General features: G+C 55.5%; 23 protein-coding genes and 1 tRNA gene. 9 read left to right on the plus strand and 15 right to left on the minus strand.

From position 1 onward, the window contains the following. Positions 1–7 precede the first annotated feature (7 nt). The 3 genes from JYG33_RS16170 to JYG33_RS16180 all read right to left on the minus strand — a co-directional run bounded on the left by JYG33_RS16170 (position 8) and on the right by JYG33_RS16180 (position 3,757). Positions 8–1,321, minus strand: coding sequence for a ferric reductase-like transmembrane domain-containing protein (locus JYG33_RS16170; protein WP_207873187.1), 1,314 nt, complete (start codon positions 1,319–1,321; stop codon positions 8–10). Positions 1,322–1,582: 261 nt separating this feature from the next. Next, the gene (locus JYG33_RS16175) at positions 1,583–2,749 is read right to left on the minus strand and encodes an amidase (RefSeq protein WP_207873188.1); all 1,167 of its coding nucleotides are present in this window, start codon (positions 2,747–2,749) and stop codon (positions 1,583–1,585) included. Between the two features lie 15 nt (positions 2,750–2,764). Then, positions 2,765–3,757 carry a tripartite tricarboxylate transporter substrate binding protein gene (locus tag JYG33_RS16180; RefSeq protein WP_207873189.1) on the minus strand — a complete coding sequence of 331 codons (993 nt, stop codon included), beginning with the start codon at positions 3,755–3,757 and terminating at the stop codon, positions 2,765–2,767. Positions 3,758–3,911: 154 nt separating this feature from the next. Between JYG33_RS16180 and JYG33_RS16185 the strand changes: the two genes are divergently transcribed. Beyond that, entirely contained in the window at positions 3,912–4,805 is an 894-nt protein-coding gene (locus JYG33_RS16185; protein ID WP_207873190.1) for a LysR substrate-binding domain-containing protein, read from the plus strand. Here the strand turns inward: JYG33_RS16185 and JYG33_RS16190 are convergent. Next, on the minus strand, positions 4,797–5,651 hold the full coding sequence (locus tag JYG33_RS16190; protein WP_207873191.1) for an AraC family transcriptional regulator: 855 nt from the start codon (positions 5,649–5,651) through the stop codon (positions 4,797–4,799). The genes JYG33_RS16185 and JYG33_RS16190 overlap by 9 nt on opposite strands. Positions 5,652–5,782: 131 nt before the next feature. Here JYG33_RS16190 and JYG33_RS16195 point away from each other — a divergent pair, with 131 nt between their 5' ends. After that, positions 5,783–6,325, plus strand: a complete 543-nt coding sequence (locus tag JYG33_RS16195; RefSeq protein WP_207873192.1) for a carboxymuconolactone decarboxylase family protein — start codon at positions 5,783–5,785, stop codon at positions 6,323–6,325. Positions 6,326–6,389: 64 nt separating this feature from the next. On the opposite strand, the gene JYG33_RS16200 is transcribed toward JYG33_RS16195, so the two are convergent. Next, a complete protein-coding gene (locus JYG33_RS16200) occupies positions 6,390–6,704 on the minus strand; it encodes a monooxygenase (protein ID WP_207873193.1) in 315 nt (104 codons plus the stop codon). 166 nt (positions 6,705–6,870) lie between these two features. Between JYG33_RS16200 and JYG33_RS16205 the strand changes: the two genes are divergently transcribed. From JYG33_RS16205 to JYG33_RS16225, 5 genes are all read left to right on the plus strand, one after another. Beyond that, positions 6,871–7,755 carry an EamA family transporter gene (locus tag JYG33_RS16205; protein ID WP_207873194.1) on the plus strand — a complete coding sequence of 295 codons (885 nt, stop codon included), beginning with the start codon at positions 6,871–6,873 and terminating at the stop codon, positions 7,753–7,755. Between the two features lie 93 nt (positions 7,756–7,848). Next, positions 7,849–9,753 carry a molecular chaperone HtpG gene (gene htpG / locus JYG33_RS16210; protein WP_207873195.1) on the plus strand — a complete coding sequence of 635 codons (1,905 nt, stop codon included), beginning with the start codon at positions 7,849–7,851 and terminating at the stop codon, positions 9,751–9,753. A gap of 425 nt (positions 9,754–10,178) precedes the next feature. After that, complete coding sequence (locus tag JYG33_RS16215) at positions 10,179–12,374, plus strand: TonB-dependent siderophore receptor (protein ID WP_207873196.1); 2,196 nt, start codon at positions 10,179–10,181, stop codon at positions 12,372–12,374. A 99-nt stretch (positions 12,375–12,473) separates the two neighbouring features. Beyond that, the gene (locus JYG33_RS16220; RefSeq protein WP_207873197.1) at positions 12,474–13,154 is read left to right on the plus strand and encodes a Fe2+-dependent dioxygenase; all 681 of its coding nucleotides are present in this window, start codon (positions 12,474–12,476) and stop codon (positions 13,152–13,154) included. Between the two features lie 21 nt (positions 13,155–13,175). Next, positions 13,176–14,288 carry an alpha-hydroxy acid oxidase gene (locus JYG33_RS16225; RefSeq protein WP_207873198.1) on the plus strand — a complete coding sequence of 371 codons (1,113 nt, stop codon included), beginning with the start codon at positions 13,176–13,178 and terminating at the stop codon, positions 14,286–14,288. On the opposite strand, the gene ampD is transcribed toward JYG33_RS16225, so the two are convergent. The 3 genes from ampD to ccsA are packed head-to-tail and all read right to left on the minus strand — an operon-like array spanning position 14,276 to position 16,011. Continuing rightward, a complete protein-coding gene (gene ampD / locus JYG33_RS16230; protein ID WP_207873199.1) occupies positions 14,276–14,911 on the minus strand; it encodes a 1,6-anhydro-N-acetylmuramyl-L-alanine amidase AmpD in 636 nt (211 codons plus the stop codon). The genes JYG33_RS16225 and ampD overlap by 13 nt on opposite strands. Before the next feature lie 4 nt (positions 14,912–14,915). After that, positions 14,916–15,167, minus strand: coding sequence for a PP0621 family protein (locus JYG33_RS16235; protein ID WP_207873200.1), 252 nt, complete (start codon positions 15,165–15,167; stop codon positions 14,916–14,918). Beyond that, positions 15,160–16,011 carry a cytochrome c biogenesis protein CcsA gene (ccsA, locus tag JYG33_RS16240; protein WP_207873201.1) on the minus strand — a complete coding sequence of 284 codons (852 nt, stop codon included), beginning with the start codon at positions 16,009–16,011 and terminating at the stop codon, positions 15,160–15,162. Before ccsA ends, JYG33_RS16235 begins: the two co-directional genes overlap by 8 nt. Before the next feature lie 103 nt (positions 16,012–16,114). On the opposite strand from ccsA, the gene ffh reads away from it, so the two are divergent. After that, positions 16,115–17,539, plus strand: a complete 1,425-nt coding sequence (gene ffh, locus JYG33_RS16245; RefSeq protein WP_207873202.1) for a signal recognition particle protein — start codon at positions 16,115–16,117, stop codon at positions 17,537–17,539. 100 nt (positions 17,540–17,639) lie between these two features. Here ffh and lysM read toward each other — a convergent pair whose 3' ends face one another. The 4 genes from lysM to trmB all read right to left on the minus strand — a co-directional run bounded on the left by lysM (position 17,640) and on the right by trmB (position 20,168). Then, a complete protein-coding gene (gene lysM, locus JYG33_RS16250) occupies positions 17,640–18,083 on the minus strand; it encodes a peptidoglycan-binding protein LysM (protein WP_189391683.1) in 444 nt (147 codons plus the stop codon). A 130-nt stretch (positions 18,084–18,213) separates the two neighbouring features. After that, positions 18,214–18,414, minus strand: a complete 201-nt coding sequence (gene thiS / locus JYG33_RS16255; RefSeq protein ID WP_207875898.1) for a sulfur carrier protein ThiS — start codon at positions 18,412–18,414, stop codon at positions 18,214–18,216. A gap of 42 nt (positions 18,415–18,456) precedes the next feature. Beyond that, the gene (gene pip / locus JYG33_RS16260; protein ID WP_207873203.1) at positions 18,457–19,404 is read right to left on the minus strand and encodes a prolyl aminopeptidase; all 948 of its coding nucleotides are present in this window, start codon (positions 19,402–19,404) and stop codon (positions 18,457–18,459) included. Then, positions 19,401–20,168: a tRNA (guanosine(46)-N7)-methyltransferase TrmB gene (gene trmB, locus JYG33_RS16265; protein WP_207873204.1), complete on the minus strand. Its 768-nt coding sequence runs from the start codon at positions 20,166–20,168 to the stop codon at positions 19,401–19,403. Before trmB ends, pip begins: the two co-directional genes overlap by 4 nt. Before the next feature lie 202 nt (positions 20,169–20,370). On the opposite strand from trmB, the gene JYG33_RS16270 reads away from it, so the two are divergent. Beyond that, a tRNA-Gly gene (locus JYG33_RS16270) sits at positions 20,371–20,444 on the plus strand. 234 nt (positions 20,445–20,678) lie between these two features. On the opposite strand, the gene JYG33_RS16275 is transcribed toward JYG33_RS16270, so the two are convergent. The 3 genes from JYG33_RS16275 to JYG33_RS16285 form a co-directional block, all read right to left on the minus strand. Further along, positions 20,679–21,689: a HipA domain-containing protein gene (locus tag JYG33_RS16275; protein WP_243430209.1), complete on the minus strand. Its 1,011-nt coding sequence runs from the start codon at positions 21,687–21,689 to the stop codon at positions 20,679–20,681. 257 nt (positions 21,690–21,946) lie between these two features. Further along, positions 21,947–22,498 carry a helix-turn-helix transcriptional regulator gene (locus JYG33_RS16280; RefSeq protein WP_207873206.1) on the minus strand — a complete coding sequence of 184 codons (552 nt, stop codon included), beginning with the start codon at positions 22,496–22,498 and terminating at the stop codon, positions 21,947–21,949. 348 nt (positions 22,499–22,846) lie between these two features. Continuing rightward, the gene (locus tag JYG33_RS16285) at positions 22,847–23,179 is read right to left on the minus strand and encodes a hypothetical protein (RefSeq protein WP_207873207.1); all 333 of its coding nucleotides are present in this window, start codon (positions 23,177–23,179) and stop codon (positions 22,847–22,849) included. Positions 23,180–23,243 lie beyond the last annotated feature (64 nt).

A 23,243-nucleotide genomic window follows, 5' to 3' on the forward strand; every position in this document is an offset into this window, starting at 1 on the left:
CAAATGCTTAGCGGAACTGGAAGTGTTCCTTGTGCAGCGTCCAGGATTTCGCAGGCAAAGTCTGCTTGAGTTCACGCCGCAACTGCCTGCCCATGGCTGCCGGGCCACAGAACCAGATATGCAGAGGCATGTCGGCATGGTAGTACTGCAGCACCTCTCTGGGCGTCCAGCGACGGCCATCCGCATAGATTTCAAGATTTACATCCGGGTGCTCTTTGGCGGCCTTGCTCAAGGCCTGGGCCAACGGGTCCGAGCTGTGCTGACAGGCATACTGCAGATAGGCATAGGGCGCGTGACCTTCATGGTGTTCCTGGCTTAACCAGGATAGAAATGGCGTGGCCCCAACACCCGCACCTACCCAGATATAGATCCCCTTTTCATCGCTGCCCGGCTGGGTGAAGCGGCCATACGGGCCATCCAGTTCTATGTTCTGACCTATATGCAAACGTTCGGGCAAGCGACGTGTCCAATCGCCCAACTGCTTGATATGAAAGCGCACAATCTGGTTGTCCTGATCCGCATCGGACAAGGTGAATGGATGGGATTCGGACTCACCCTTCAAGCGTAAAAAGGCGAATTGCCCGGCCTGGTGGCCCGGCCAGGATTGGTCCATGCGGCATTGCACCTCCAGCACATCGCCTTGCGAGGTACAGGAGATGACGGTGCCGGTATGGGGGTAGGCCGAACTCAAATTACGCAGCAGTTGAATACATGCGGCTGCCGTTCCGATCACCATGGTGATGGCCAGCGCCCAGCCGCCTATGCCACTCCAGTAAGCAGGGGGTGTCAGCACCACACCATGAAAGATCAGGATCAAATAGGCCACCGGCATCAGACGATGCAGGCTGTACCATTTTTTATAGGAAATCGTGCGCCGCGCCAGAGTGATGATCAGCATCAGAATCAGCGCGTAAAAGGTCCACTCGCCCAGGGTTTTGGCATAGGGTTTGAACAGGCTGACCCATTCAGGCACAGGTGTTTTGGCCAGACGGCCACCCGTGCCGATAGCCGCAGAAATCAGGCCTTTGGATTCCTTGCTGAGCCAATGGGCCAGACTGAGCAAAATGGCGATGATGCCCAGCCATTTATGCAGCCTGTAGGCTTTGTCCATGCCACCCAGCCAGGGTTCCAGACGGCGGGGACGCAGGGCCAGAACCATAATGGCTGTCATAGTGCCCAGCGCCAGAATGCCTGTCAGCAGCATGCCTTCTTGCCGGACCAACCACAGCGTATCGCCTGGTGGCGACGGGGCCAGCCACAGGGCTTCGACAGCCCAGATCAAAAAGAAAGTTGAGAGCAACAGCAAGAGAGGGCGACGCATGGCCTTTTCCGGATTGTTTGAAAGAGCCGGGCGCTGCGTAGTCGCGATTTGAAGAACATACTGACGCGGCGCACCGGGAACACCTTATTGATGTTAGTACGCCGCCTAGCCGTCTGTAGAGCCAGTATTCAAGGGTACTTTGAGAAAACTCAAAGCACTCCTAAATAGTTGTTATTTAAAGCATTTGTTAATGATTCTGGTTGCTGTTTACTCTATTTCTGCTTGTTTCAGAGTAAGTCTTTTGATTGCTTTTCGGACTGCTCAGGCCGGGCAAATCAGCGAGGCCAGATCCAGCAAAGCCGCATCTTGATGAGGCTGCCCGATCAGCTGCAAACCCAAAGGCAAGGGGCTGTTCTGGCCGGGAGCGGGCAGGCTCAAGGTAGGCCAGCCCAGCAAAGACCAGGGACGATTCAGAACAGAAGAGCCCGTGCTGTCCAAACCATACGGTGCCGGTCCGGGTGCAGCCGGAGTCAGCAAGGCATCAAAATGGCCATAGCGATCCTGCCATTCCCGTTCAAGCTGACGGCGGCGTGCTTGCCAAGCGTGATAGTCCACGGCGGGCAGGTCCAGGCCATGTTTGATAGCTTGAACCGTAACCGGGCGCAAGGCATCCGGGCTGGCTTGCCAGACGGGCAGCAGGCTGCGGGCCATTTCATAGCCCATGATCTGGCCTTGCAGGATGAGCAGCTCTTTCAGTTGCGGGTCGGCAGGCAAACGCTCCAGTTGGGCGCCTTCTTGTTCCAGGTGCTGGCAACCTTGCTCCAACGCCGCCAGAGCAGCCGGTGTGATCGGGCCCAGATCTTTGCCGTCCAGCACGCCAATGCGTGGCGCGGTGGGGACCTGAACATCAGGCAAGCCCTGCAAGACCGTGGTCACACGGCGCAGCACGGACAAGTCCCGGCTGAAGTAGCCAATGGTGTCCAGGCTGTCGCACAGCAAGAAAAGACCGCTGCGATGTACCGCGCCAAAGCTGGGTTTGAAACCCAGAATGCCGGTAAACGCCGCGGGGCGCATCATGGAGCCCCCGGTTTGGGTCCCCAATGCAAAATCGACCATGCCTGCCGCCACGGCGGCCGCCGAGCCACTGGAGGAGCCGCCGGGTGTATGGTCCAGATTCAGTGGGTTCCGAGTGGGGCCAGGAGCGGCGTAGGCAAATTCAGCGGTAACGGTTTTACCCAGTGCGACCGCACCGGCACGGCGCAGCAGGGCCACACAAGCGGCGTCGCGTTCTGCGGGCAAGGCATCAGGGAAATGTGCGCCATAGCGGGTGGGCATGCCTTGAACATCCAGCACATCTTTCACCCCAAAGCTCAAACCCGCCAAGGGGCCGCTGGGGTGGGTGCTGATACAGGTGGCTGGGTCAGCCAGCCAGGACCAGGCCTGGATGGACTGGTCCTGCAAAGCGAGGGGGCTAGGGTTTGCAGTCATAAGCGAGATCTGGCACTACTGAATCGAGATGTTCTGAGCCTTGATCAGTGCGGTCCAGCGTTTGGTTTCTTCTTTCGCAAAAGCGGTGAATTCTTCGGGGGTACCACCCACCACTTCCGCACCTTGAGACTCCACAATCTGACGGTAGTCGGGGTCTTGCAGGGCGTCGTTGATGGCTTTGTTCAGTTTTTCCAGGACATCAGCAGGCAGGCCAGCAGGAGCAATCACGCCAAACCAGTTCGATGCCACCAAATCTACCCCTTGTTCCTTGAAGGTGGGGGTGTTTGGCATGGATTTCAGACGTTCTTCAGAGGTCACGCCCAGAACACGCAAGCGCGGGTTATCGACTTGCATGTGTGGCAAAAACAGACTGGCCAATTCCAGATAGAACGAGATATTACCGGCCAGCAAGTCATTCGAGGCGGGTGCGCCGCCACGGTAAGGCACGTGAACAGCATCAAAGCCGGAGGTGGCCTTGAATTGCTCGGTCAGCAAGTGCGAGGCACCGCCTGCGCCAGTCGAGGCATAGTCCAGTTTTTCGGGGTTCTTCTTGCCGTCGTTAACCAGATCAGCCAGGGATTGGTAGGGGGAATTGCTGTTCACGCCCAGCGCCATGGCACCCCGTTCGATCAGTGCGATGGGTTGCAAGTCCTGCTCAGGGTCAAAGGGCAGGTTGCTGCCGTACAGGGCCTTGTTCACCGACATGGGGCCAAAGTTGCCCAGACCAATGGTGTAGCCGTTAGGCTTGGCGCGAGCAATCATGCTGGTGCCGATATTGCCGCTGGCACCGGGCTTGTTTTCCACCACAATAGTCACGCCCAAGCTATCGCTCATCTTTTGAGCCAGCATGCGAGAGCGGGTGTCAGAACTGCCACCGGCCGCGTAAGGCACAACAAAGGTAATGGCTTGCGAAGGGTAGGCTGCATCAGCCAAAGCCGAGTTCGAGCCCAGTAAGGTCAGTGCCAGCAGGCCGCTCAGTAAAGGGGCGCGATGCTTGAATACCGTCATGTTTATCTCCTGCGGTAGGCCAATTTTGCAGTGACGTGCAGCTTGGCCCTGTTTTTTGATAAGTGTCAGGACGGATAGTAGATAGGGGATATTATGTTGTCTAATATTAAAAATAACCTTTATTAATTCATTTTAAGACCTAATTGACATTCCTATGCTGGACTCCAAATTAAGCGAGATGTTCCTGGTTCTGGCTGAAGAGCTGCACTTTGGTCGGGCCGCCCAGCGTTTGTTCATGACCCAGCCGCCTTTGAGCCAAGCCATACGCAGGCTGGAAGAGCAGGTCGGTGCCACTCTGTTTATCCGCACCACGCGTACCGTGCAATTGACGGCGGCGGGAGCGGAGTTGCAACGACGCTTGCGTCTGATTGGCACGGAGCTGGAGCAGACGGTACAAGCGGTACAGCAAGTGCATCGGGGGGAAACCGGCATGCTGCGCATTGCCCTGACGCCCAGCAGTGCCTATGCCGACGTATCCAAGCATTTGTATCGCTTTCGCCAGGATTTCCCGCAAGTGGATCTGCAGATTCACGAGATGAATTCCAGCGATATGCCTGCGGCCTTGTACGAACGTCGGGTTGATGTGGCTTTGATCCGGCCATCCTTTGCCGTACCCGATCTGAATCCGCAGCTAGTGGAGTCCGAACCCATGATGTTTGTCCTCAGGCGCGATGATCCGCGTGCCGAAGAGCATCGTCAGGGGCTGACGCTATTCCAGGCTTTTTCCTATGAAATGGTGGCTTATTCGCGCCAGCAGTCGCGCTACTTTCATTTGCTTCAGCAACGCATGTTGCAGCGTTCAGGCTGCTTGCCGCGTTTTGTGCAGGAAAGCATGGTGCCAACGGTGTTGGTGATGGTTGAAGCCGGTATTGCCCCGGCTATCGTGCCCGCTTCTTTGGCTCGTTTGCGCACGGATACGCTGGTGTATCTGCCTTTGCTGGATGCCGATGATATTGCTGCCGAGCTGATGAGTGCCTATGTCTCCGACAATCCTAACCCGGCCTTGACGAACTTTTTGGCGGTACTGGATCAGGACCGCTCAGTTTGACTGACGTGCGGCCAGCCACTCCCGCATGGATTGGCCTGTGCGCTGGCGAAACAGACGGGATAGTGCCGATGGGTTGGCATAACCCAGGTCCAGGGCAATCCGTTTGGCCGATTGGCCTTGAACCAGTCTTTGGCATGCCAGGGACAAGCGCCATTGGGCCAGGTAGTCCGCTGGAGTGTCGCCCACCCAATGCTTGAACTGCACAGCAAACGCGCTACGCGACAACTTGGCTTCCTGGGCCAGCGACTGTACCGTCCAGTCCCGGCCCGGATCGGCCTGAATCGCCAGCAAGGCCCGCGCAACGGGTGGGTGCGACAAGCCCCGAAAGAGGCCGACAGGAATGTCACAACGATCCGGGTTATCAAACAGCCAGCGCAGCAACTGCAACAGCACGATCTCGAACAGGCGATCTGCCAGCAAGCGATGGCCGCAGCGCACGGACTCGGTTTCCGCAAATAACAGGCCCAGAGCTTGTTCCAGACCTGCCGCCTCGTCCAAGGGAACAATAATCAGACCAGGCAGGGAGCGGGCCAGGGGATGGTGTTCACCCCCGTCAAAATCCAGCGTCGCGCAGGTGAAGTCCGAGCCTTCATTGGGCAGATCGTAAAAAGCATGTTCCAGCGGTCGGGGATAAAACAGCAGGCTGGGGCGGTCAATCGTCATGACGGTTGGCACCGGATCACGCGGGTCATGACGCACGCTTAGCTGCCCACGTCGCAGGATGTGCAGGAAGGCACGGCCTGGCTGGGCCGCGAATCGCGTTACACCACACAAAGAGCCGTTGTAGAACAAATGTGCCCGAACACGGAATTGTTCCAGCAGAAGGGAGAGGCGATCCAGGTTCATGAAAACATCCTCGTCTGGATGAAAAGGTAAGTTGTCGGGACTAATCTTATTCAATGATCTTGCGCTTGGCGAGACACTATCCCTGCTCGCTTCATTTCGGCCACAACGGCCCACTTCACCAGGAGATCACCATGTCCCGTCTTACATTGCCTGAAGTTGCCCAAGCTCCCGCCGCCAGCCAGCCTGCTTTGCAGGAAATTCAAAAAGCCTTTGGTGGTAGCGTACCTGCCATGTTCCGTATGGTGTCCAATTCGCCAGCGGCCTTGCGCAGCATGTGGGGTTCCTTCGGCGCTTTTGCCGGTGGCCAGTTAGGCGCCAAGCTGGGTGAGCAATTGGCTATTGCCATTGCTGACCGTAACCGTTGCGAATACTGCCTGGCCGCGCATAACGTGCTGGGTGCCAATGCCGGTTTGAGCCCAGAAGTTCTGGCGCAAGCCCAGCGTGGTCAGTCCGATGACCCTCGTACCGCAGCCGCATTGAAATTTGTGCTCAAGCTGGTGGACCAGCGTGGGCAAGTGTCGGCGGCCGATGTACAAGCTGTGCGCGACGCCGGTTTTTCCGAGGGTGAAGTGGTGGAGCTGGTCGGTGTTACCGCCTTGAACCTGTTCACCAACTACATCAACAATGCGCTGGAAGTCCCGGTGGATTTCAAGGCTGTTGAGCTGACTGCCTGAAGATAGTCGTGAAAGCCCGCCTGCTGCTGTGCAGGCGGGCTTTTTTGTGTCTGCAGACGGGGTTTTATTTGGCTGCCGACAGGGGGCCGGCATTGATTTCTGTCAGTGGCTGGTTCACATCAAAAAAACGGGCATCAATGCCTGTGATCCCAAAGCTGTTAAGCCGCTTGCTGTGCATGTCCAGATAGGCTTGTGCGCTGGGCTTGTCGCTGAACAGATACACGCCACCTGCTTTGGACTGTTCTTTATTTTCAGTCCAGATTTTCCAGATCAGGCCGGGTTCCAGACAGATGGATTGCGCCAGTTCTTGCATGGCTTCACCCATGTCTGCGCCCCAAGGGCCGGGGTAGGGAAAATCAACATACAGCAGGGTGCTCATGGTCAGCTCCATATCAAAATACGTGCCGAACATCATACCTTGATGTTTGAATTGTCCAGTACTGTCTCTTATTTGTCATGGGACGTTGAAAGCGCCGTGATTGGCTGGCCTCGCCTATGAAGGGGGCGTATAGTTTTTCTTTTGCTATTTGCTGGTGGAAGCCCTCATGTCCTGGACCGCGTTGTTGTTGGTGGTGTGTGCTGCGTTCATTCATGCGGGTTGGAATCTGCTCTCTAAACGGGCCGCCATGGCAGGGGCGCATTTTGTATTTGCGTACTCCTTTTTCGCCATCCTGTTTTATTTCCCCATCATGCTGTGGGTGGTCTTTACCCAGGGCAATATGCCCTGGACTAGCGAGACCATTACCTGTGTGATGCTCAGTGCCTTGCTGCACATGGGCTATAGCCTGAGCCTGCAAAAAGGCTATCAGGTGGCAGACCTCTCGGTGGTGTACCCGATTGCACGCGGCACAGGCCCCATGTTGTCTTCAATTGGTGCCTTTATCCTGCTGGGCGAGCCGGTACGACCATTGGGTGTATTGGGGATCTTGCTGGTGGTGATGGGCATTTTGTTGATCGCGACACAAGGACATTTGCGTCGTTTCTTCAGTCCTGCTGCGCTGACAGGCGTGCGTTGGGGGATGCAGACAGGGATCTTGATTGCGGCGTATACCGTGGTCGACGCCTATGGCGTCAAAGTCCTGCTGATCTCGCCTTTTTTGCTGGACTGGTTCAGCAATGTGCTGCGTCTGGGCATGTTGGCCCCCTTTATTGCCCGCCGAGGCCGGGCGGGCTTCGTCAAGCTCAAACCTTATTGGAAACTGGCGGCTGCTGTGGGCTTGCTGTCCCCCATGTCTTACATTCTGGTCCTGCAGGCCTTGAGTCTGGGCGCACCCTTGTCCATGGTGGCACCGGCCCGTGAAATGTCCATGATGGCTGGCACGCTGCTGGGCATGGTGGTGCTGCGCGAGAAAGCCAATGTCTGGAGTCTGCTGGGCTGTGCGGTCATGATCAGCGGCGTGATTGCCCTGACTTCCGGCCCCGCTGCCTGATTGCTCTCTTGAAATATCGCAGGACGTCCCTATCTGTCTGCAATAGGGCGCGCTTTGGCGCGCGGCAATCAACCCATTTTTTGCTTTTTCACCATGAGCCAGACTGACACTGCGAATACGTCCGAAACCTTGGGTTTTCAGGCTGAAGTCAAACAATTACTGCATTTGATGATTCACTCCTTGTACAGCAACAAGGAGATTTTCCTGCGTGAGCTGGTATCCAATGCGTCGGATGCCTGTGACAAACTGCGCTTTGAGGCCATCGACAATCCAGCCTTGCTGGAGGGCGATCCAGAAATGCGTATCCGTGTGGAGTTCGACAAAGAACAGCGCACGATCACCCTGTCTGACAACGGCATTGGCATGTCGCGTGATGAAGCCATTGCCAACCTGGGCACCATTGCGCGCTCGGGCACCAAAGAATTCTTCTCCCAACTGACGGGCGACAAGCAGAAAGACACCCAACTGATTGGTCAGTTTGGCGTGGGCTTTTACTCCTCCTTTATCGTGGCCGACAAAGTGTCCGTGTTGACGCGCCGTGCAGGTCAGGATCAGGAAGCCGTGCTGTGGGAATCCGCTGGTGAAGGTGAATTCACCATCGCCGCCGCCAAGAAAACCGAGCGCGGTACGACGATTACCCTGCATCTGCGTGAAGGCGAGGACGATTTCCTGGACGGCTGGCGCTTGCGCAACGTGCTGCGTCGCTACTCCGATCACATCTCTTTGCCTGTGCAAATGCGCAAAGAAGAGTGGGACGAGGAAAAGCAGCAGCAAGTCATTCAGGACGAATGGGAAAGCATTAACCAGGCCAGCGCCTTGTGGACACGCTCCAAGTCGGAAATTACTGACGAGCAGTACCAGGAGTTCTACAAGCACATCGCCCACGATTACGAGAATCCTCTGGCCTGGACACACAACCGGGTAGAAGGCCGTAGCGAATACACCCAACTGTTGTTCGTACCCAAGCAGGCTCCGTTTGACCTGTGGGACCGCGATGCTCGCCGTGGCGTGAAGCTGTACGTGAAGCGCGTGTTCATCATGGACGACGCCGAGCAACTGTTGCCCGCCTACCTGCGCTTTGTGCGTGGCGTAATCGATTCGGCCGACCTGCCGCTGAACGTGTCGCGTGAAATCCTGCAAGAAAGCCGTGATGTGCGTGCTATCCGTGAAGGTAGTGCCAAACGCATCCTGTCCTTGCTGGAAGATCTGGCCGAGAACCAGCCCGAGCAATACGCCGAGTTCTGGAACCAGTTTGGCCAAGTCCTGAAAGAAGGCGCAGGCGAAGACATGAGCAACCAGGCGCGTATCGCTGCCTTGCTGCGCTTTGCTTCCACGAATCAGGAAGGCTCGGCTCAGACCGTGTCCCTGAACGATTACATCGCTCGAATGAAAGAAGGCCAGGACAAGATTTACTACGTCACGGCTGACACCTTTGCTGCTGCATCGAACAGCCCGCATCTGGAAGTATTCCGCAAGAAAGGCATCGAAGTGCTGCTGATGTCCGATCGCGTGGACGAGTGGATGCTGTCCTATCTGCGTGAATTTGAAGGCAAGCAACTGGTGTCTGTGGCCAAGGGCGGCCTGGATCTGGATGCGCTGGCGGACGAGGAAGAAAAGAAGCATCAGGCCGAAGTGGCTGAAACCTTCAAACCTCTGGTTGATCGCCTGCAAACCACATTGGGCGAGAAGGTCAAGGAAGTGCGCATTACCGCACGTCTGGTCGATTCCCCCGCTTGCGTGGTGGTCGATGCCAACGAACTGAGCCCGCACCTGCTGCGTATGCTGCAAGCCGCTGGCCAGGAAGCTCCTGAAGTGAAGCCAATTCTGGAAATCAACCCGGAACACGCTTTGATCGCCAAGGTCCAGGCCGCTGACGATGAAGCCTTTGGTGAATGGGCGCAATTGCTGCTGGAACAAGCCATGCTGGCCGAAGGCGCCGCATTGCAAGATCCCGCCAGCTTTGTGAAACGCGTGAACCGTTTGCTGCTGAACCTGTAAATCTGAAACTAGCTGAATCCGCTCGTAAAGAGCGGATTCAGCAAATTGTCAGCTTATAAGCCTCTTTCTTGTTTTGTAAGATAGAGGCTTTTTTGCGCCTATTGAAAGGTTATTAAGGGGAGAAGGGGGAAGATGAGTGGAGGGTTAAAATTCAATCACTAAGCGATTTTTTATTTTTTGTCCATCTTAATGAGAATTGATCGTAATACGATGCATGGACACCACACTGTGGACGAAAACAAGCTGATTTTTAGCTGAATTTAAGGAAATCGTAAGATTTGGATAGACTTCATAATAAGAATGATTGATATTACGGGCTCCCATTAAAAGCACTTATTCGGCAGCGAAACACCGCTAACGCGAGCGATCGTGCCCCTTTCAATCGCCCTGCCTTGAAAAGTGATACCTACCATTTGGAGCTGGTGATGTCGTTCGTTTCCTCCTTGCCGCCTCGTCGTTTTGCCGAGACGGTTTTATCTGCCGCACTGTTTGCGGCCCTGACTACCCCTGTTTTTGCTCAAGCCGCCGATCCAGGCGTGACCGAGCTGCAGTCGATCAAAGTCCAGGGCGCAACAGATAGCAATGGCATTGATGGCTTTCAAGCCCATAAAGCACAGTCGGTGAAGTTTTCCGAGTCTTTGCTGAACACACCCCGCTCCATTACTGTGATCCCCGAAGAGGTGATCAAGGACCGTGGCGCGACCTCCTTGCAAGATGTGTTGCGTACCACCCCAGGTATTACGCTGGGCTCGGGCGAAGGTGGCACGCCTATGGGCGATCGCCCCTTTATTCGCGGTTACGAAGCCAGTACCGATATTTTTATTGATGGCGTACGTGATTACTCCCGTGGCTCGCACGAGACCTTCAACCTGGAATCGGTTGAAGTCTTGAAAGGCCCCAGCTCGGCCTACACAGGCCGTGGCGGTACCGGCGGTAGCTTGAACCTGGTGACCAAGTCCCCCAAACTGAAAGACTTCTTCCAAGTGGAAGCGGGTTACGGTACGTCGGATCAATACCGCCTGACGGCAGACGGTAACTACGCGTTCTCCGATACCGGTGCCATTCGTCTGAACTTGATGCGTATGGGCGGTGAAGTAGCAGGCCGCGACGGCGTGAAGATTGATCGCTGGGGCATCGCGCCTTCCATCGCCTTTGGCTTGGGTACTCCTACCCGTGTGACCTTGTCCTACTCCCGTCTTGAAAACAAGGACATGCCGGATCTGGGCTTCCCCTTCAAGAATGCGGCCAACCCGGATCGAGTCACTCCTTTGGAAGCGGACCGCGACACCTTTTATGGTCGTCGCAATGTGGACTTCCGTAAGTACACGGCAGATACCGCAACCGCCAGCGTCGAGCACGATCTGAACGATCGCTTCACGGTTCGTAACGTGACGCGCTACAGCAAGACGCTGAATCACTACTTGATGACACGTCCGTCTTTTGACAATTGCACAGCGAGCTCGGGCGGGGCTTGCGCGACAGAGGGCCCAGGCCTGCAGTTCCGTCGTGATGATCGGACGAACTACCGGGTCTCCGAGTCCTTGTTGAACCAGACCGATGTCTATGGCAGCTTCAATACTGGTTCGCTCAAGCACGATATCGTTGCAGGGGTGGAGATCAGCAAAGAGGAAATCCACAACAAGACGATGACGGGTGGTCCAGGCCGTGAGACGGATTCCTTCTACAATCCGGATCCTAACCGCCAATACAACTACTCCTTGCAATACGGTCCCAAGACCAAGACCGGCGATATCAAGACTCGCTCGGCTTATATCTTTGACACGATTGCATTTAATGATCAGTGGTCGGTGAATGGTGGTTTGCGCTTTGATCGCTTTGAAGCAGACAACACCAAAGAGTCCCGCAAAGACGATATGTGGAACTACCAGTTGGGCGTGGTGTACAAGCCTGCGCGCAATGGTTCTATCTACTTGAGCTATGGCACCTCGTCCAACCCAACGGGTGAAAACCTGGGTCAGGCCGGTGGTGCTGACGGCCCAGCGGGCGGTGCCGCTATCCGTGACTTGAAGCCAGAGCGCAGCTATAGCTGGGAACTGGGCACCAAGTGGGATGTGGCCGACGAGAAGCTTTCTCTGACAGCGGCTATCTTCCAGACCGACAAGAAAGATGCCCGCTCTACCGATCCTTTGACGGGCGATGTTTCCTTGAGCGGCAGCAACCGTGTTCGTGGTCTGGAGTTGGGTGCGGCTGGTGCCATTACTCCGAACTGGAATCTGTGGGCCGGTTATACCTATCTGGACCCCAAGATCAAGAAATACCGTAACAAAGATAATGTCTTTGACGGCAACCAGATGAAGTTCATCTCCAAACAGAGCTTCAACGTCTGGACAACCTACAAAGTCATGCCCGAGCTGACCTTGGGTGCAGGCGCTACCTTTGTTGGCAAGCGCTTTGTGGATGACGCCAACGAGCTGAAATTGCCGTCTTACTGGCGTTACGATGCGATGGCACGTTACGACCTGAACAAGAACGTGTCCTTCCAGTTCAACGTCAACAACATCAGCAATGTGCGCATGTATGATGCTTCCCACGTTGGCGTGTTTGCCAACGTAGGCCCAGGCCGCTCTTACATGTTCAATGCTTCTTACCGCTTCGAGTAAGTTGCGACTTGTAGTGTAAAGTCAGATGGGCCGCCTTTTGGGGCGGCCTGTCTGTTTCTTGCTTGGACTTGTCTTCCTTTTTGCTCTCGCAGGTATGCCATGCTGATTACGATCCCTGATGTTCTGAACGCTGAACAGTTGCGCGACTGTCGCCAGGCCCTGGAGCAGGCGCAGTGGGAAGATGGACGCACGACGGCGGGTTATCTGGCTCAGCACAGCAAACGTAATTTGCAATTGCCGCTGGATACCGCTGTGTCCCGTCAGATGGGAGAGTTCTTGATGCATGTGCTCGGCCAGCATAGCGGTTTTATTGCGGCTGCCTTGCCCTTGCGTATGTTGCCTCCGCGTTTCAACCGCTACGAGGGCGGTGGTGAGTACGGCAACCATATCGACAATGCTATTTTTACCGTTCCGGGCACGGCTCAGCGCTTACGGACGGATGTCTCTACGACCTTGTTTTTCAGTGACCCCGACGAATACGAAGGTGGTGAGCTGATCATCGAGGATGTGTACGGTACGCAGTCCATCAAGCTGCCTGCGGGGCATATGGTGGTCTATCCCGGCACCAGCTTGCATCGAGTCCAGCCAGTCACTAAAGGGACGCGTTATGCATCCTTCTTCTGGACACAAAGCATGGTGCGCCATGCGCATCAACGCAAATTGCTGTGGGAACTGGATCAGAGCATTCAGCAACTGGCCAAGCAGAATGCGGATGCCCAGGAGCTGTCTCGCCTGACGGGGATTTATCATAATTTGCTGCGTGAATGGAGCGATGTCTGATCGCCTGGAGTTTGATTGACCATGTCCCAAGAACGACTGCCCCCACTCAGTAATATCCCCGCTCAGATTGCCTGTCTGACGGATTACGAACCCTATGCTCGTCAGCGTATGCGTACGCAGGACTGGGCGTACTTCAGTGCAGGGGCGGCGGATGAGCTTACCTTGCAAGACAACCTGGCCAGCTTCGGGCGCTTGGGTTTATGGCCTGCTGCTTTAAGCAAGTTTGATCAGCCTTCCACCCGCTTGACGCTGCAAGGGCAGTCTATGGACTACCCGATTCTTCTGGCTCCCGTGGCTTATCAGCGCTTGGCTCACCCTGAGGGTGAGTTGGCCAGTGTGTTGGGCGCGGGTGCGATGGGGGCGACCAGTGTGATTAGCATGCAGGCCAGCTATTCCTTTGAAGAGATTGCCGCACAAGCCCATGCCCCTTTGTGGGCGCAGTGGTATTGGCAAACAGATAGGGCGTTTAGCCTGGATTTGTTGGGGCGCTTGAAAGCAGCGGGTTATGTCGCCTTGATGTTGACGGTGGATGCTGCCGTCAATGGAGTACGGAATCAGGAGCAGCGTGCGGGCTTTGCCTTGCCTGAAGGTGTGGACGCGGTGAATCTGCGGGGTGCTCCCAGGCAGCAGGCGGTTTTAGGTGCAGCAGGCACCAGCCCTTTATTTGGCAGTGGCCTGTTAAATAGTGCTCCCACCTGGGATGACCTGGCTTGGTTGGTGCAGAACAGCCCTCTACCCGTGTGGGTGAAGGGAATCATGCGGCCCCGTGACGCCCAGCGAGCCCTGGATATGGGGGTTGCCGGGATTGTTGTCTCCAATCATGGTGGGCGAACCTTGGACGGTGTGCCCGCTTCAGTAGACGTGTTGGCACAAGTTTGTCAGGTCGTGCAGGGCAGGGTGCCGGTCTTGATGGATGGCGGTATTCGACGCGGCACAGATGTGCTCAAGGCATTGGCACTGGGTGCGACAGCCGTGATGATTGGCCGTCCCTATATTTATGGGCTGGCCGCCGCAGGAGCGGCAGGTGTTGCGCATGTCCTGCATATTTTGCGGGCTGAACTGGAAGTGGCGATGGCACTGACGGGTTGCAATACCTTGGCCGATATTGGCCCAGAGCTACTTTATCGATCCTGATCTGGCGTTTGTGGTGGCTTGGATTCCAGCTCTTGTTCCGGCAAGGTTTCTTTGGGCCAGCCATGTTCCCGCTTTACCCGTTTCCAATCAAAGAACGGGCCTGGATCGGTCTTGCGTCCAGGGGCGATGTGCTCGTGGCCACGCACCGCGCGCAAATTATGGCGCATACGCAGGGCGCGGCTCAGGCGGGATAGTTCTCGGTACTGCGCTTCTGTAAAAGGCTCGAAGTCGCTGCCTTCCAGCTCAATACCAATAGAGAAGTCATTGCAGCGTTCGCGACCTTCAAATTGAGACACCCCAGCATGCCAGGCGCGTCGCGTGGTCGGAACAAATTGAATGATGTGACCCGTGCGCTGGATTAGAAAGTGGGCTGAAACCTTCAGGTCCCGGATATTCTCGAACCAGGGGTGGGCGCTGATATCCAGCTTGTTCTGGAAAAAATCACGGATATAAGGCCCGCCAAATTCCTGCGGTGGCAGGCTGATATTGTGCAGCACCAACAGGGTGGGACTATCGCCCTCGGGGCGGTCATCCTGATTGGGGGACAGGGCGCGCAGGACATTGGCATGGGGTTTAAGCCAGCCCTGGCGGTCCAGGTCATAGGCGTGGTGCATGCGGGCCATGAGCTTAACTGCGCGGGCCGCGCTTGGCGTGTTCCAGGCTGCACCAGGTGTGATGATTGCTCATCAAGGCTTCCGAGCGCGGCAGGAAAATACCGCAGTGGGCGCAACGTACCATTTCTTCGGAGCCGCCTTGCTTGCGTGGGGGACGCATGGTCGGGTTCGGTGGGTTACGTTTGCGGGCTTTGTTTTGCGACACGATGCGGGCAATGATCATGCCCGCCAGTATGACGACCACCCAAAATAAGACTTTACCCAATTTTCCCTCGTTGCAAGATGACGTCCAGTACAAAGTGGCTGCCTGTATAGGCGAGCAGCAGGAAGGCAAAGCCAGCCAGGGTCCAGCGCAAGGCCACACGGCCACGCCATCCGTACTGTTTTCGTCCCCATAATAAGCCACCAAATGTAACCCAGGATAGCAAGGTAAAGACAGTTTTGTGGTCAGCAGGCAGCAATTTTCCGTCTATTGCCATCGAGACAGCGGCCCCGCTCAAAATCGTAAGGGTCAGGATGACGAAGGAGACGCGGATCAGGCGGAATAGCAGCTCTTCCTGCACCAGCAGGGGCGGCATGGTGTCCAGCACGCGGCTTAGCAGGCCACGTTGTTCCTGATGAACAATAGGACGGTGCAGTTGACGGTCCAGCGCTGTCATCAAGATAGCGTGCAGGGCGGCCACGGTGCTGAGTCCGTAAGCGACCAGCGCAATCATCAAGTGGATGCGCAGCCATTCGTTACCTGCATGGTTGACGATATGGCCTACGGGAAAGGCCATGGCCAGCAGGCTGACGATTGTGGCTGCAGGCAGTAGAATGAGCAGCAGGCTGTCCAGACGCAGATACAGGCTTTGGAACCAGAACACCACCATACCCAACCAGATTGCCGCCGACAGGGCCAAGGCCCAGCTTAGATGCAGCCCTTGGGGCAGCACAATCGTCAGCAGCAGGCCCGCTCCGTGCACAATAATGGCGCAGAGCAAGGCCACCCGGCTGGGGGCGTTCAGTACGGTTCGGGTGCTGCCGCGAGTCAACGGACGCCAGAGCGAGATCGACAGCACGATGTACGCCAGTGCGGCGAGCAAGTGAAATACAATACTTGCAGACATAAGTCCCGGATTTCCTGAAAAACGGTACGGGGCGTACCTCAAGTGGCCATTTTATTCTTATTCGTAGACCACACGATAACCTAGTTTAAGCGAACCCAGTCCTATGTTTGAAAATCTGACCCAGCGTATGTCGCGTGTGGTGAAAACCATGCGCGGGCAGGCTCGTCTGACCGAATCCAATACTCAGGATATGTTGAGGGAAGTGCGCCTGGCTCTGCTGGAGGCCGACGTGGCTTTGCCAGTCGTGCGCGATTTTGTGGCACGGGTCAAAGAGAAAGCGCTTGGTGTTGAAGTTGCTGACAGCCTCAATCCGGGTCAGGCGCTGGTGGGCGTTGTCCACCAGGAGCTGACTAACCTGATGGGTGCGGACCTGGGCGACAACGCCAGCGAACTGTCCCTGGCGGCTCAACCTCCTGCCGTGATCCTGATGGCGGGTCTGCAAGGGGCGGGTAAAACCACCACCACCGGTAAGCTGGCCAAGTGGCTGAGCGAAGGCGGCCACGTTCAGCACGGCCGCAAGACAGGCAAGAAAAAAGTGCTGGTGGTCAGTGCTGACGTCTACCGTCCTGCCGCTATCGAGCAGTTGAAAACCGTTGCCGCGCAAGTGGGCGTCGAGTTCCTGCCTTCCGATCCCAGCCAGAAGCCTGCCGACATTGCTCGCAATGCCCTGGACCACGCCAAGCGTCATCACTTTGAAGTGCTGATTGTCGATACGGCCGGTCGCCTGGGTATTGACGAAGAAATGATGCGCGAGATCCGCGCTCTGTACGACTTGCTGAACCCCATCGAAACCCTGTTCGTGGTGGATGCCATGCAGGGTCAGGACGCGGTCAACGTGGCCAAAGCCTTTGCCGATGCCTTGCCGCTGACCGGTGTGGTGCTGACCAAGCTGGACGGTGATGCTCGTGGTGGTGCTGCCTTGTCCGTGCGCCATGTCACCGGCAAGCCGCTGAAATTTGTCGGTATGTCGGAGAAGCTGGATGGCCTGGAGCCATTCCACCCCGAGCGTATGGCTCAGCGTGTGCTGGGTATGGGCGACATCATTTCCCTGGTGGAACAGGCCCAGCGCAATATTGATATTGCTGACGCTCAAAAGATTACCGACAAGATCAAGGCGGGCGACAAGTTCGACTTGAACGACTTCCGCGACCAGCTACAACAAGTTAAAAAGCTGGGCGATATGGGCTCCTTGCTGGAAAAACTGCCTGCGCAGTTCTCCCAGGCGGCGTCCCAGTTGCAAGGCGGCCAGGCAGAGCAGCAATTGCGTCGCACCGAAGGTATCTTGAACTCCATGACCCCGGCCGAGCGCGCTAAACCTGAATTGCTCAAAGCATCGCGCAAACGTCGTATTGCAGCGGGTTCTGGCGTCCCAGTGCAAGAGGTCAACCGTATGCTGAATCAGTTCGAGCAAATGCAAGGCATGATGAAGCAGATGAAAAAAGGCGGCATGGCCAAAATGATGCGGGGCCTGGGCGGTATGGGTGCCTTGAAAGGGTTGGCTGGTAAAGGTTTCAAAGGCTTTCGCTAAGCAGCCCTTGGCGTTTGCCCAAGCAGTCTGATCTGTTTTGACTGTTTCGCCAAAGAAAAAGCCCGCTGATGCGGGCTTTTTTCATCCTGAATGGCTGAAATTACAGCGCAGGAATACGCAGTACCTGACCGGGGTAAATCTTGTCAGGATGGCTAAGCATCGGTTTGTTGGCTTCAAAAATAACCGTGTACTTCGCACCGTTGGCCTTGCCGTAGTTGGTTTCGGCAATTTTCCACAAGGTATCGCCCTTCTGGACGGTATACATGGTGGCTTCGGGGGCGGGTTGTGCAACATTCAGTTGGTTGTCCACTTGAGAGACGCCCAGTGTGTTACCCAAGGCCAGCACAATTTTTTCGGCTTGTTCGGTAGAGGCAGCTTGACCGCTGACCGTCACCTTATCGCCATCCACCGTCAGGTTCAGGCCGTCGGCGGACAGTTGGTGTTTGGCCAGTTCTTTCTGGAGTTCGTCTGCTGTCGCTGCTTTGGCCTCGTTGGCTCCAAAGAGTTTTTCGCCGACATCTTTAAGAAAACTGAATACGCCCATTGCTTTGCTCCTGAAGTTAGGGGTCTATCCTTGCTTGCCTGATGGCAGGCGAGTCGGCCCATTATGACCTCATTTTTCACCGTGAAGCCGTAGCGGAATGTCAGCAATTGTGCATTTTAAAGGGACAGGCTCAGCCGCCCCCGACAGCCACCACGATTTCCAGCGTGTCGCCCTCGTTGATAGGGGTAGTGGCGTGCTGGCTTTTAGGCACGATATCGCCATTCAGCTCTACGGCGATGCGCTTGTTTTCGTAGCCCAGCTCAATAATCAGCGTGCCAACGGTATCGGTATTTGTCAGAGTCTTGCTCTGACCGTTCAGGGTAATGTTCATCATTGTCTCTGGATGTGGTCCGGGCCAAGCCGGACGAGTGATTCAGATGGCAAATTTTTGGGTGGCGCTTAGTAGCTTGGCCAAAATGCCCGGTTCGTCGTAGGCGTGCCCCGCGTCTGCAACCATGTGAAATTCGGCTTGTGGCCAGGCGCGATGCAGTTGCCAGGCTGTATGCGCCGGAGTGCACACATCATAGCGTCCCTGTACGATGACTCCCGGAATGCCATGCAAGCGGTGGGCGTTTTCAAGGAGCTGGTCTGGCTCCAAAAAGCCCTGATTCATGAAGTAGTGGTTTTCAATACGCGCAAAGGCCAAAGCGGCCTTGTCGCTGGACTTGGCATCCAGATGGTTTTTGCTAGGCAAAAGCGTGATCGTATTGCTTTCCCATTGCGACCAACTATGCGCAGCGCGTAGCTGCACCGCAGGATCATCGCCGGTCAAACGCTTGTGATAAGCAGTGATCAGGTCGTCACGCTCGTCCTCGGGGATAGGGGCAAGATACTGTTCCCAGATATCCGGGAACAGGCGAGAGGCACCTTCCTGATAGAACCAGTGCAGCTCTTCGGGGCGGGCCATAAAAATGCCGCGCACAATCAATTCGCTGACGTGTTCAGGATGAGTCTGGGCATAAGCCAGCGCCAGTGTCGAGCCCCAGGAACCGCCAAAAACCAGCATTTTGTCGGCCTTGAGCTTTTCCTTGCGCAGCCGCTCCATGTCTTCAACCAAATGCCAGGTGGTGTTGTTCTCCAGGCTGGCATGGGGGTAGGAGCGCCCGCAACCGCGCTGATCGAACAGCAGCACATTGTATTTTTGCGGGTCGAACAAGCGGCGGTGATCGGTAGAACATCCTGATCCCGGCCCACCGTGCAAGAAAATGGCTGGCTTACCTGCCGGGTTGCCGCAGCATTCCCAGTAGATATGGTGCCCATCATCGGTGTGCAAGGTGCCTTGGGCGTAAGGCTCTATAGGCGGGAACAGGGTAGCGCTCATTGTTCTTTCTTGGGCCAGTTCAGTTCAGGAGTAGGGGTGTCATTGCGGGTGAAGATCAGATCCCACACGCCATGACCCAGACGCAGCCCACGGTTTTCAAACTTGGTCAGTGGGCGGAAGTCAGGGCGGGGTGCATAGCCTTCGTTCGTGTTGCTAAGCATAGGCTCGGCCGACAGCACTTCCAGCATTTGTTCGGCGTAATTTTCCCAGTCCGTTGCGCAATGAATGTAGCCGCCGGGTTTCAGACGACTGGTCAGCAACTGGATAAAGGGCGATTGCACCAGACGACGCTTGTGATGGCGCTTCTTGGGCCAAGGGTCCGGGAAGTAAATATGAATGCCAGCCAGGGAGGCAGGGGCGATCATGTCACGCACGACTTCAACAGCATCGTGTTGAATGATGCGGATATTGCTGATCTGGTTGTCGTCAATGCGTTTGAGCAAAGCGCCCACACCCGCATTAAAGACTTCCACGCCCAAAAAGTTGTCGTCGGGACGGGCCTGGGCAATCTTCTGGGTGGTTTCACCCATGCCAAAACCGATTTCCAGAATCAGGGGATTGTCATTGCCGTACAGCGTTTCGGGCTTCAGAATGCTGTCGCGATACGTAATCGACCACTGAGGCAGCAGGCGTGCCAAGGCTTGTTCCTGGCTGGGCGTAATGTGCGCGCGCCGATGAACAAAGCTACGGATATGGGTCTCGCCGGAGTTGCTGTTCGCGACATTGGGCGACAGCAGGGATGGTTTTTCGTTGCTGGAGGTCATGGTTGGGGCGCGGGCATCAAGAATGGCTCGCGTATCAGCTAAAAGCGGGAAAACTCTATTGTAGTGAGTCTTGCCGCCGAATTCATGGGATGGCGTGCGAAAAAGATAGGGCAGGGGCCACGCATGCGCCAGAGATCGCGCTATAATTTTCGCTTCCCCATTCGCGGGATTGTCTGCTTTTGACGCAGACCTCTCCATCAGGGCGGGTGTAGTTTAATGGTAAAACTGATGCTTCCCAAGCATCCGTCGTGGGTTCGATTCCCATCACCCGCTCCACGCTCCTCATTCAATGTGTTCCGGTGGTTTCCATAGTTTTTTGAATTTAAAGGTTTTGTGCCTTTTAGATTCCGCCGAGCATCATGCCAAGCCACTGATAGTCACTGCAAACAAGTCGTTTTTTGCGGTTGAGAGCAGTTCCGTATTACCCATAGGAGTGAGAGAGAATAGGGATACCCAAAAAGGGAAAAGGCGCCTCTCCTGTGTTAAGCAGACGGGGGCGCTGGGCTCTGTTCAATCATCAGCAATTCGAAAGGCTTCCGCCATTCGATCTTGTTCGCGCGCCGGTAGCCCCAGTTCTCTGGCCACGGTTCTCCATTGGCGAACGATTCCTTGGAACTCTGTAATGACTTCATCGGCCTCGTTTAGATTCAATCGAAAGTACGCTGCGACTTCGCGGGCGAGCTCCAGATCTAGCGCGTTGTCCACTTCTGTGATGTTGAGCTTTAGGCCGTCTCCAAAGGGCACCGGGTTCATGTCGTAGGCTTCAGAGAGTCGCCAACCCGTTCCTGGTACAAGGATAAATCCGTGGTTGCGTAAGTGATCGTCTGTGTTCGATACGAGGATGTTGAATACGATTCGTGACCATAGCTCGCGGAGGTCGATGTTGGTCTGGGAGCCATGCCTGATAAGGACTTCAGCCAGCTCCAGATAGCTGACTCCGGTCGACGCATCATCACCATCGCTGTGACCGGTCATGGTCATCGCCGAGGCAAAGTGCAGGCGTCGCCCTTCATCGGTGCGATCGAATCGCCGCACCATAAAGCAGTGGTAGTCACTCGCAAATCTCCGCGCTTCAGCGGCCGCGACATTCAGCCCACAACCGACCGCCAGGGCATTGACGACCATCTCCCATCCACCGACGTCATAGTCATCGTGAGAGCTCGGAAACTTGGCGATGTACAAGTGTCCCTGTTCATCAGCCACGCTTGCCTTAGGCCTGGCCCCCCCTAGTGAGCCACCGGGGGCGATCAACATTCTGAGCCATTCTTGGCCTTGTTGAGCTTCGTTGTTTGGATCTTCCTCCAGCGCCCGACTCGCCTGTTCCAGAGCTCGAATCTCGGCAAAAGGTGGGGCTGCCAGCCCAACCGTATCATCGAGAAATTCGCCTTGATCTTCTCGCTTGTAGCGCAAGGCACCTACTCGGTAGAGATCGTGCACGCCAAGCAGGTAGTCCGTTTCATACAGTCGAGTCCCTGCAGGCTGGATACCTGCGCGAATATCCCGTGCGAGGCGACGGTCCATAAGCAAACGACCCCATCGATCAGGACTGGAGTCAGAGAATACGCCGAATCTGTCCTGGGGCGTGGTGGGATACTGGGGCCCTTCGAACTGGAAAATCCTTGGATCAAGAACCAGTTGACCAATGACGGGGTCTGCAAGCGCTGCAGGATCGTACTGAAATTCAAACGTCTCGTGTGCGCGCGTCCTGCGGGAGTTTAGAACACCTACTCGCTGAGGTTGAGGCAGGCCATCCCAATCTGCATACACTCCGATCATCGTCATTTTTTGTCACCCTCTTTTCGCTGCTTAGAAGAGGGTTCCAAGAGAGACGCCAGACTTTTTGATGTAGTTCGAGAGTTCTCCGCAGAGGGGCGGTGTGAGTCAGCATGGATACCGTTGTTCGGCTCTTTAGTTCGGTTGCTTGCGCTTTTTAGGCTCTTCTTGGGGGGAGGTGACTTGTTGATTATCTTTTCTACTGGAGATTTACCCACTCTCTCGTTCCAAGTCGTCTGGGGAGGGACGGATGATGATGTAGCGCTCGGCCGTAAAAGGCGTGAGTCCTGAAGTCGACGGCCAAGCTCGTCGTCAGCGCCCAGCATGGCGAGGTCTTTTTCAATGCCGAGGACTTGCATGACGGAAAGGTAGGCACCTATTGTTACGCCCGGCCCCCCAGACTCAAGGGAGCGTAGCGTCATCGGCGACATTCCGGCGCGTTCTGCCACTTGCTTGGCGGTGATTTTGCGGCGCAAGCGTGCAAGTTTGAGCCGCTCACCAAATTCAGCGAGTAGCTTCTGGGTCATCGGCATAAGGGGAGCGGTTTTTTTCGCCATAGTGCTAGTATTTCTGCGTTTCTAGGCTGGTTTGGCCATAATATTAGCATCCAATCCCTTCGTTTTTCACTGATTTAAAGCCGTTTTTTGATACTGAGTTTGCATAAAAGTGCTAATATTTTGGAGAAATTGCTCGTTTAGTAAAAAGATATTAGCACTTCTTATTGGGGTAGATGTCGCTAGCGTTGATTCGTTTCCAGTTGCAGCTTTTGTTCAGATGTCGTTGCTACTCTCAAAGAGGTTTATGCGTCCGTACTGGATAACACCGATGGATGTTCTCTGGGATAGATTTGCAACTGACATGCAGGCGCGCATAAGAGCCGTTTTGGGGGGGCAGCGTACGTGCTTCTAAAAAGAAAGCCTAGAAGTTGTTCCGTAAATATCGTGCATGGCATAAGGAAAGAATATCCTCATCGAGTAATGGACGCTCGAGCGCACTGTCTCTACAACATGTTCTGTCAGTTCCTGCTTTTCCAGTTGTGGATACGCCTGTTTCAACTTCCCGGAAACTTGCCAGCCGTTTTCGTTCAAGGAGTGAATGCCCTGAGTGATGCCTTGATCAGGCATTTCAAGCACTTCTTTCAGCTTTTCCTGGGCGCGTTGAAAGATCACCAGAATGCGAGCTTTTTCGGCCATTTCACTATGGATGTTTTGTGCCACGACTTGAGCGGTGTGCTGCACATGCTCCGTCAAATCACGGTAGCGCTAGGCGAATTGTGCGTCGGCATAGTCATCGAAAATAAAA

Source organism: Alcaligenes sp. SORT26 (assembly GCF_017377875.1).
In the GTDB taxonomy this organism is placed as follows: Bacteria; Pseudomonadota; Gammaproteobacteria; order Burkholderiales; family Burkholderiaceae_B; genus Alcaligenes; species Alcaligenes parafaecalis.

Coding starts and splice junctions, on each gene's coding strand:
- JYG33_RS16220 (WP_207873197.1), top strand. CDS start 12,474: ATGCTGATTACGATCCCTGATGTTCTGAACGCTGAACAGTTGCGCGAC.
- JYG33_RS16185 (WP_207873190.1), top strand. CDS start 3,912: ATGCTGGACTCCAAATTAAGCGAGATGTTCCTGGTTCTGGCTGAAGAG.
- htpG (WP_207873195.1), top strand. CDS start 7,849: ATGAGCCAGACTGACACTGCGAATACGTCCGAAACCTTGGGTTTTCAG.
- pip (WP_207873203.1), bottom strand. CDS start 19,404: ATGAGCGCTACCCTGTTCCCGCCTATAGAGCCTTACGCCCAAGGCACC.
- JYG33_RS16280 (WP_207873206.1), bottom strand. CDS start 22,498: ATGGCGAAAAAAACCGCTCCCCTTATGCCGATGACCCAGAAGCTACTC.
- ampD (WP_207873199.1), bottom strand. CDS start 14,911: ATGGCCCGCATGCACCACGCCTATGACCTGGACCGCCAGGGCTGGCTT.
- JYG33_RS16215 (WP_207873196.1), top strand. CDS start 10,179: ATGTCGTTCGTTTCCTCCTTGCCGCCTCGTCGTTTTGCCGAGACGGTT.
- thiS (WP_207875898.1), bottom strand. CDS start 18,414: ATGAACATTACCCTGAACGGTCAGAGCAAGACTCTGACAAATACCGAT.
- JYG33_RS16170 (WP_207873187.1), bottom strand. CDS start 1,321: ATGCGTCGCCCTCTCTTGCTGTTGCTCTCAACTTTCTTTTTGATCTGG.
- trmB (WP_207873204.1), bottom strand. CDS start 20,168: ATGACCTCCAGCAACGAAAAACCATCCCTGCTGTCGCCCAATGTCGCG.
- JYG33_RS16195 (WP_207873192.1), top strand. CDS start 5,783: ATGTCCCGTCTTACATTGCCTGAAGTTGCCCAAGCTCCCGCCGCCAGC.
- JYG33_RS16275 (WP_243430209.1), bottom strand. CDS start 21,689: ATGGACCGTCGCCTCGCACGGGATATTCGCGCAGGTATCCAGCCTGCA.
- JYG33_RS16180 (WP_207873189.1), bottom strand. CDS start 3,757: ATGACGGTATTCAAGCATCGCGCCCCTTTACTGAGCGGCCTGCTGGCA.
- JYG33_RS16190 (WP_207873191.1), bottom strand. CDS start 5,651: ATGAACCTGGATCGCCTCTCCCTTCTGCTGGAACAATTCCGTGTTCGG.
- lysM (WP_189391683.1), bottom strand. CDS start 18,083: ATGGGCGTATTCAGTTTTCTTAAAGATGTCGGCGAAAAACTCTTTGGA.
- JYG33_RS16175 (WP_207873188.1), bottom strand. CDS start 2,749: ATGACTGCAAACCCTAGCCCCCTCGCTTTGCAGGACCAGTCCATCCAG.
- ccsA (WP_207873201.1), bottom strand. CDS start 16,011: ATGTCTGCAAGTATTGTATTTCACTTGCTCGCCGCACTGGCGTACATC.
- JYG33_RS16225 (WP_207873198.1), top strand. CDS start 13,176: ATGTCCCAAGAACGACTGCCCCCACTCAGTAATATCCCCGCTCAGATT.
- JYG33_RS16200 (WP_207873193.1), bottom strand. CDS start 6,704: ATGAGCACCCTGCTGTATGTTGATTTTCCCTACCCCGGCCCTTGGGGC.
- JYG33_RS16205 (WP_207873194.1), top strand. CDS start 6,871: ATGTCCTGGACCGCGTTGTTGTTGGTGGTGTGTGCTGCGTTCATTCAT.
- ffh (WP_207873202.1), top strand. CDS start 16,115: ATGTTTGAAAATCTGACCCAGCGTATGTCGCGTGTGGTGAAAACCATG.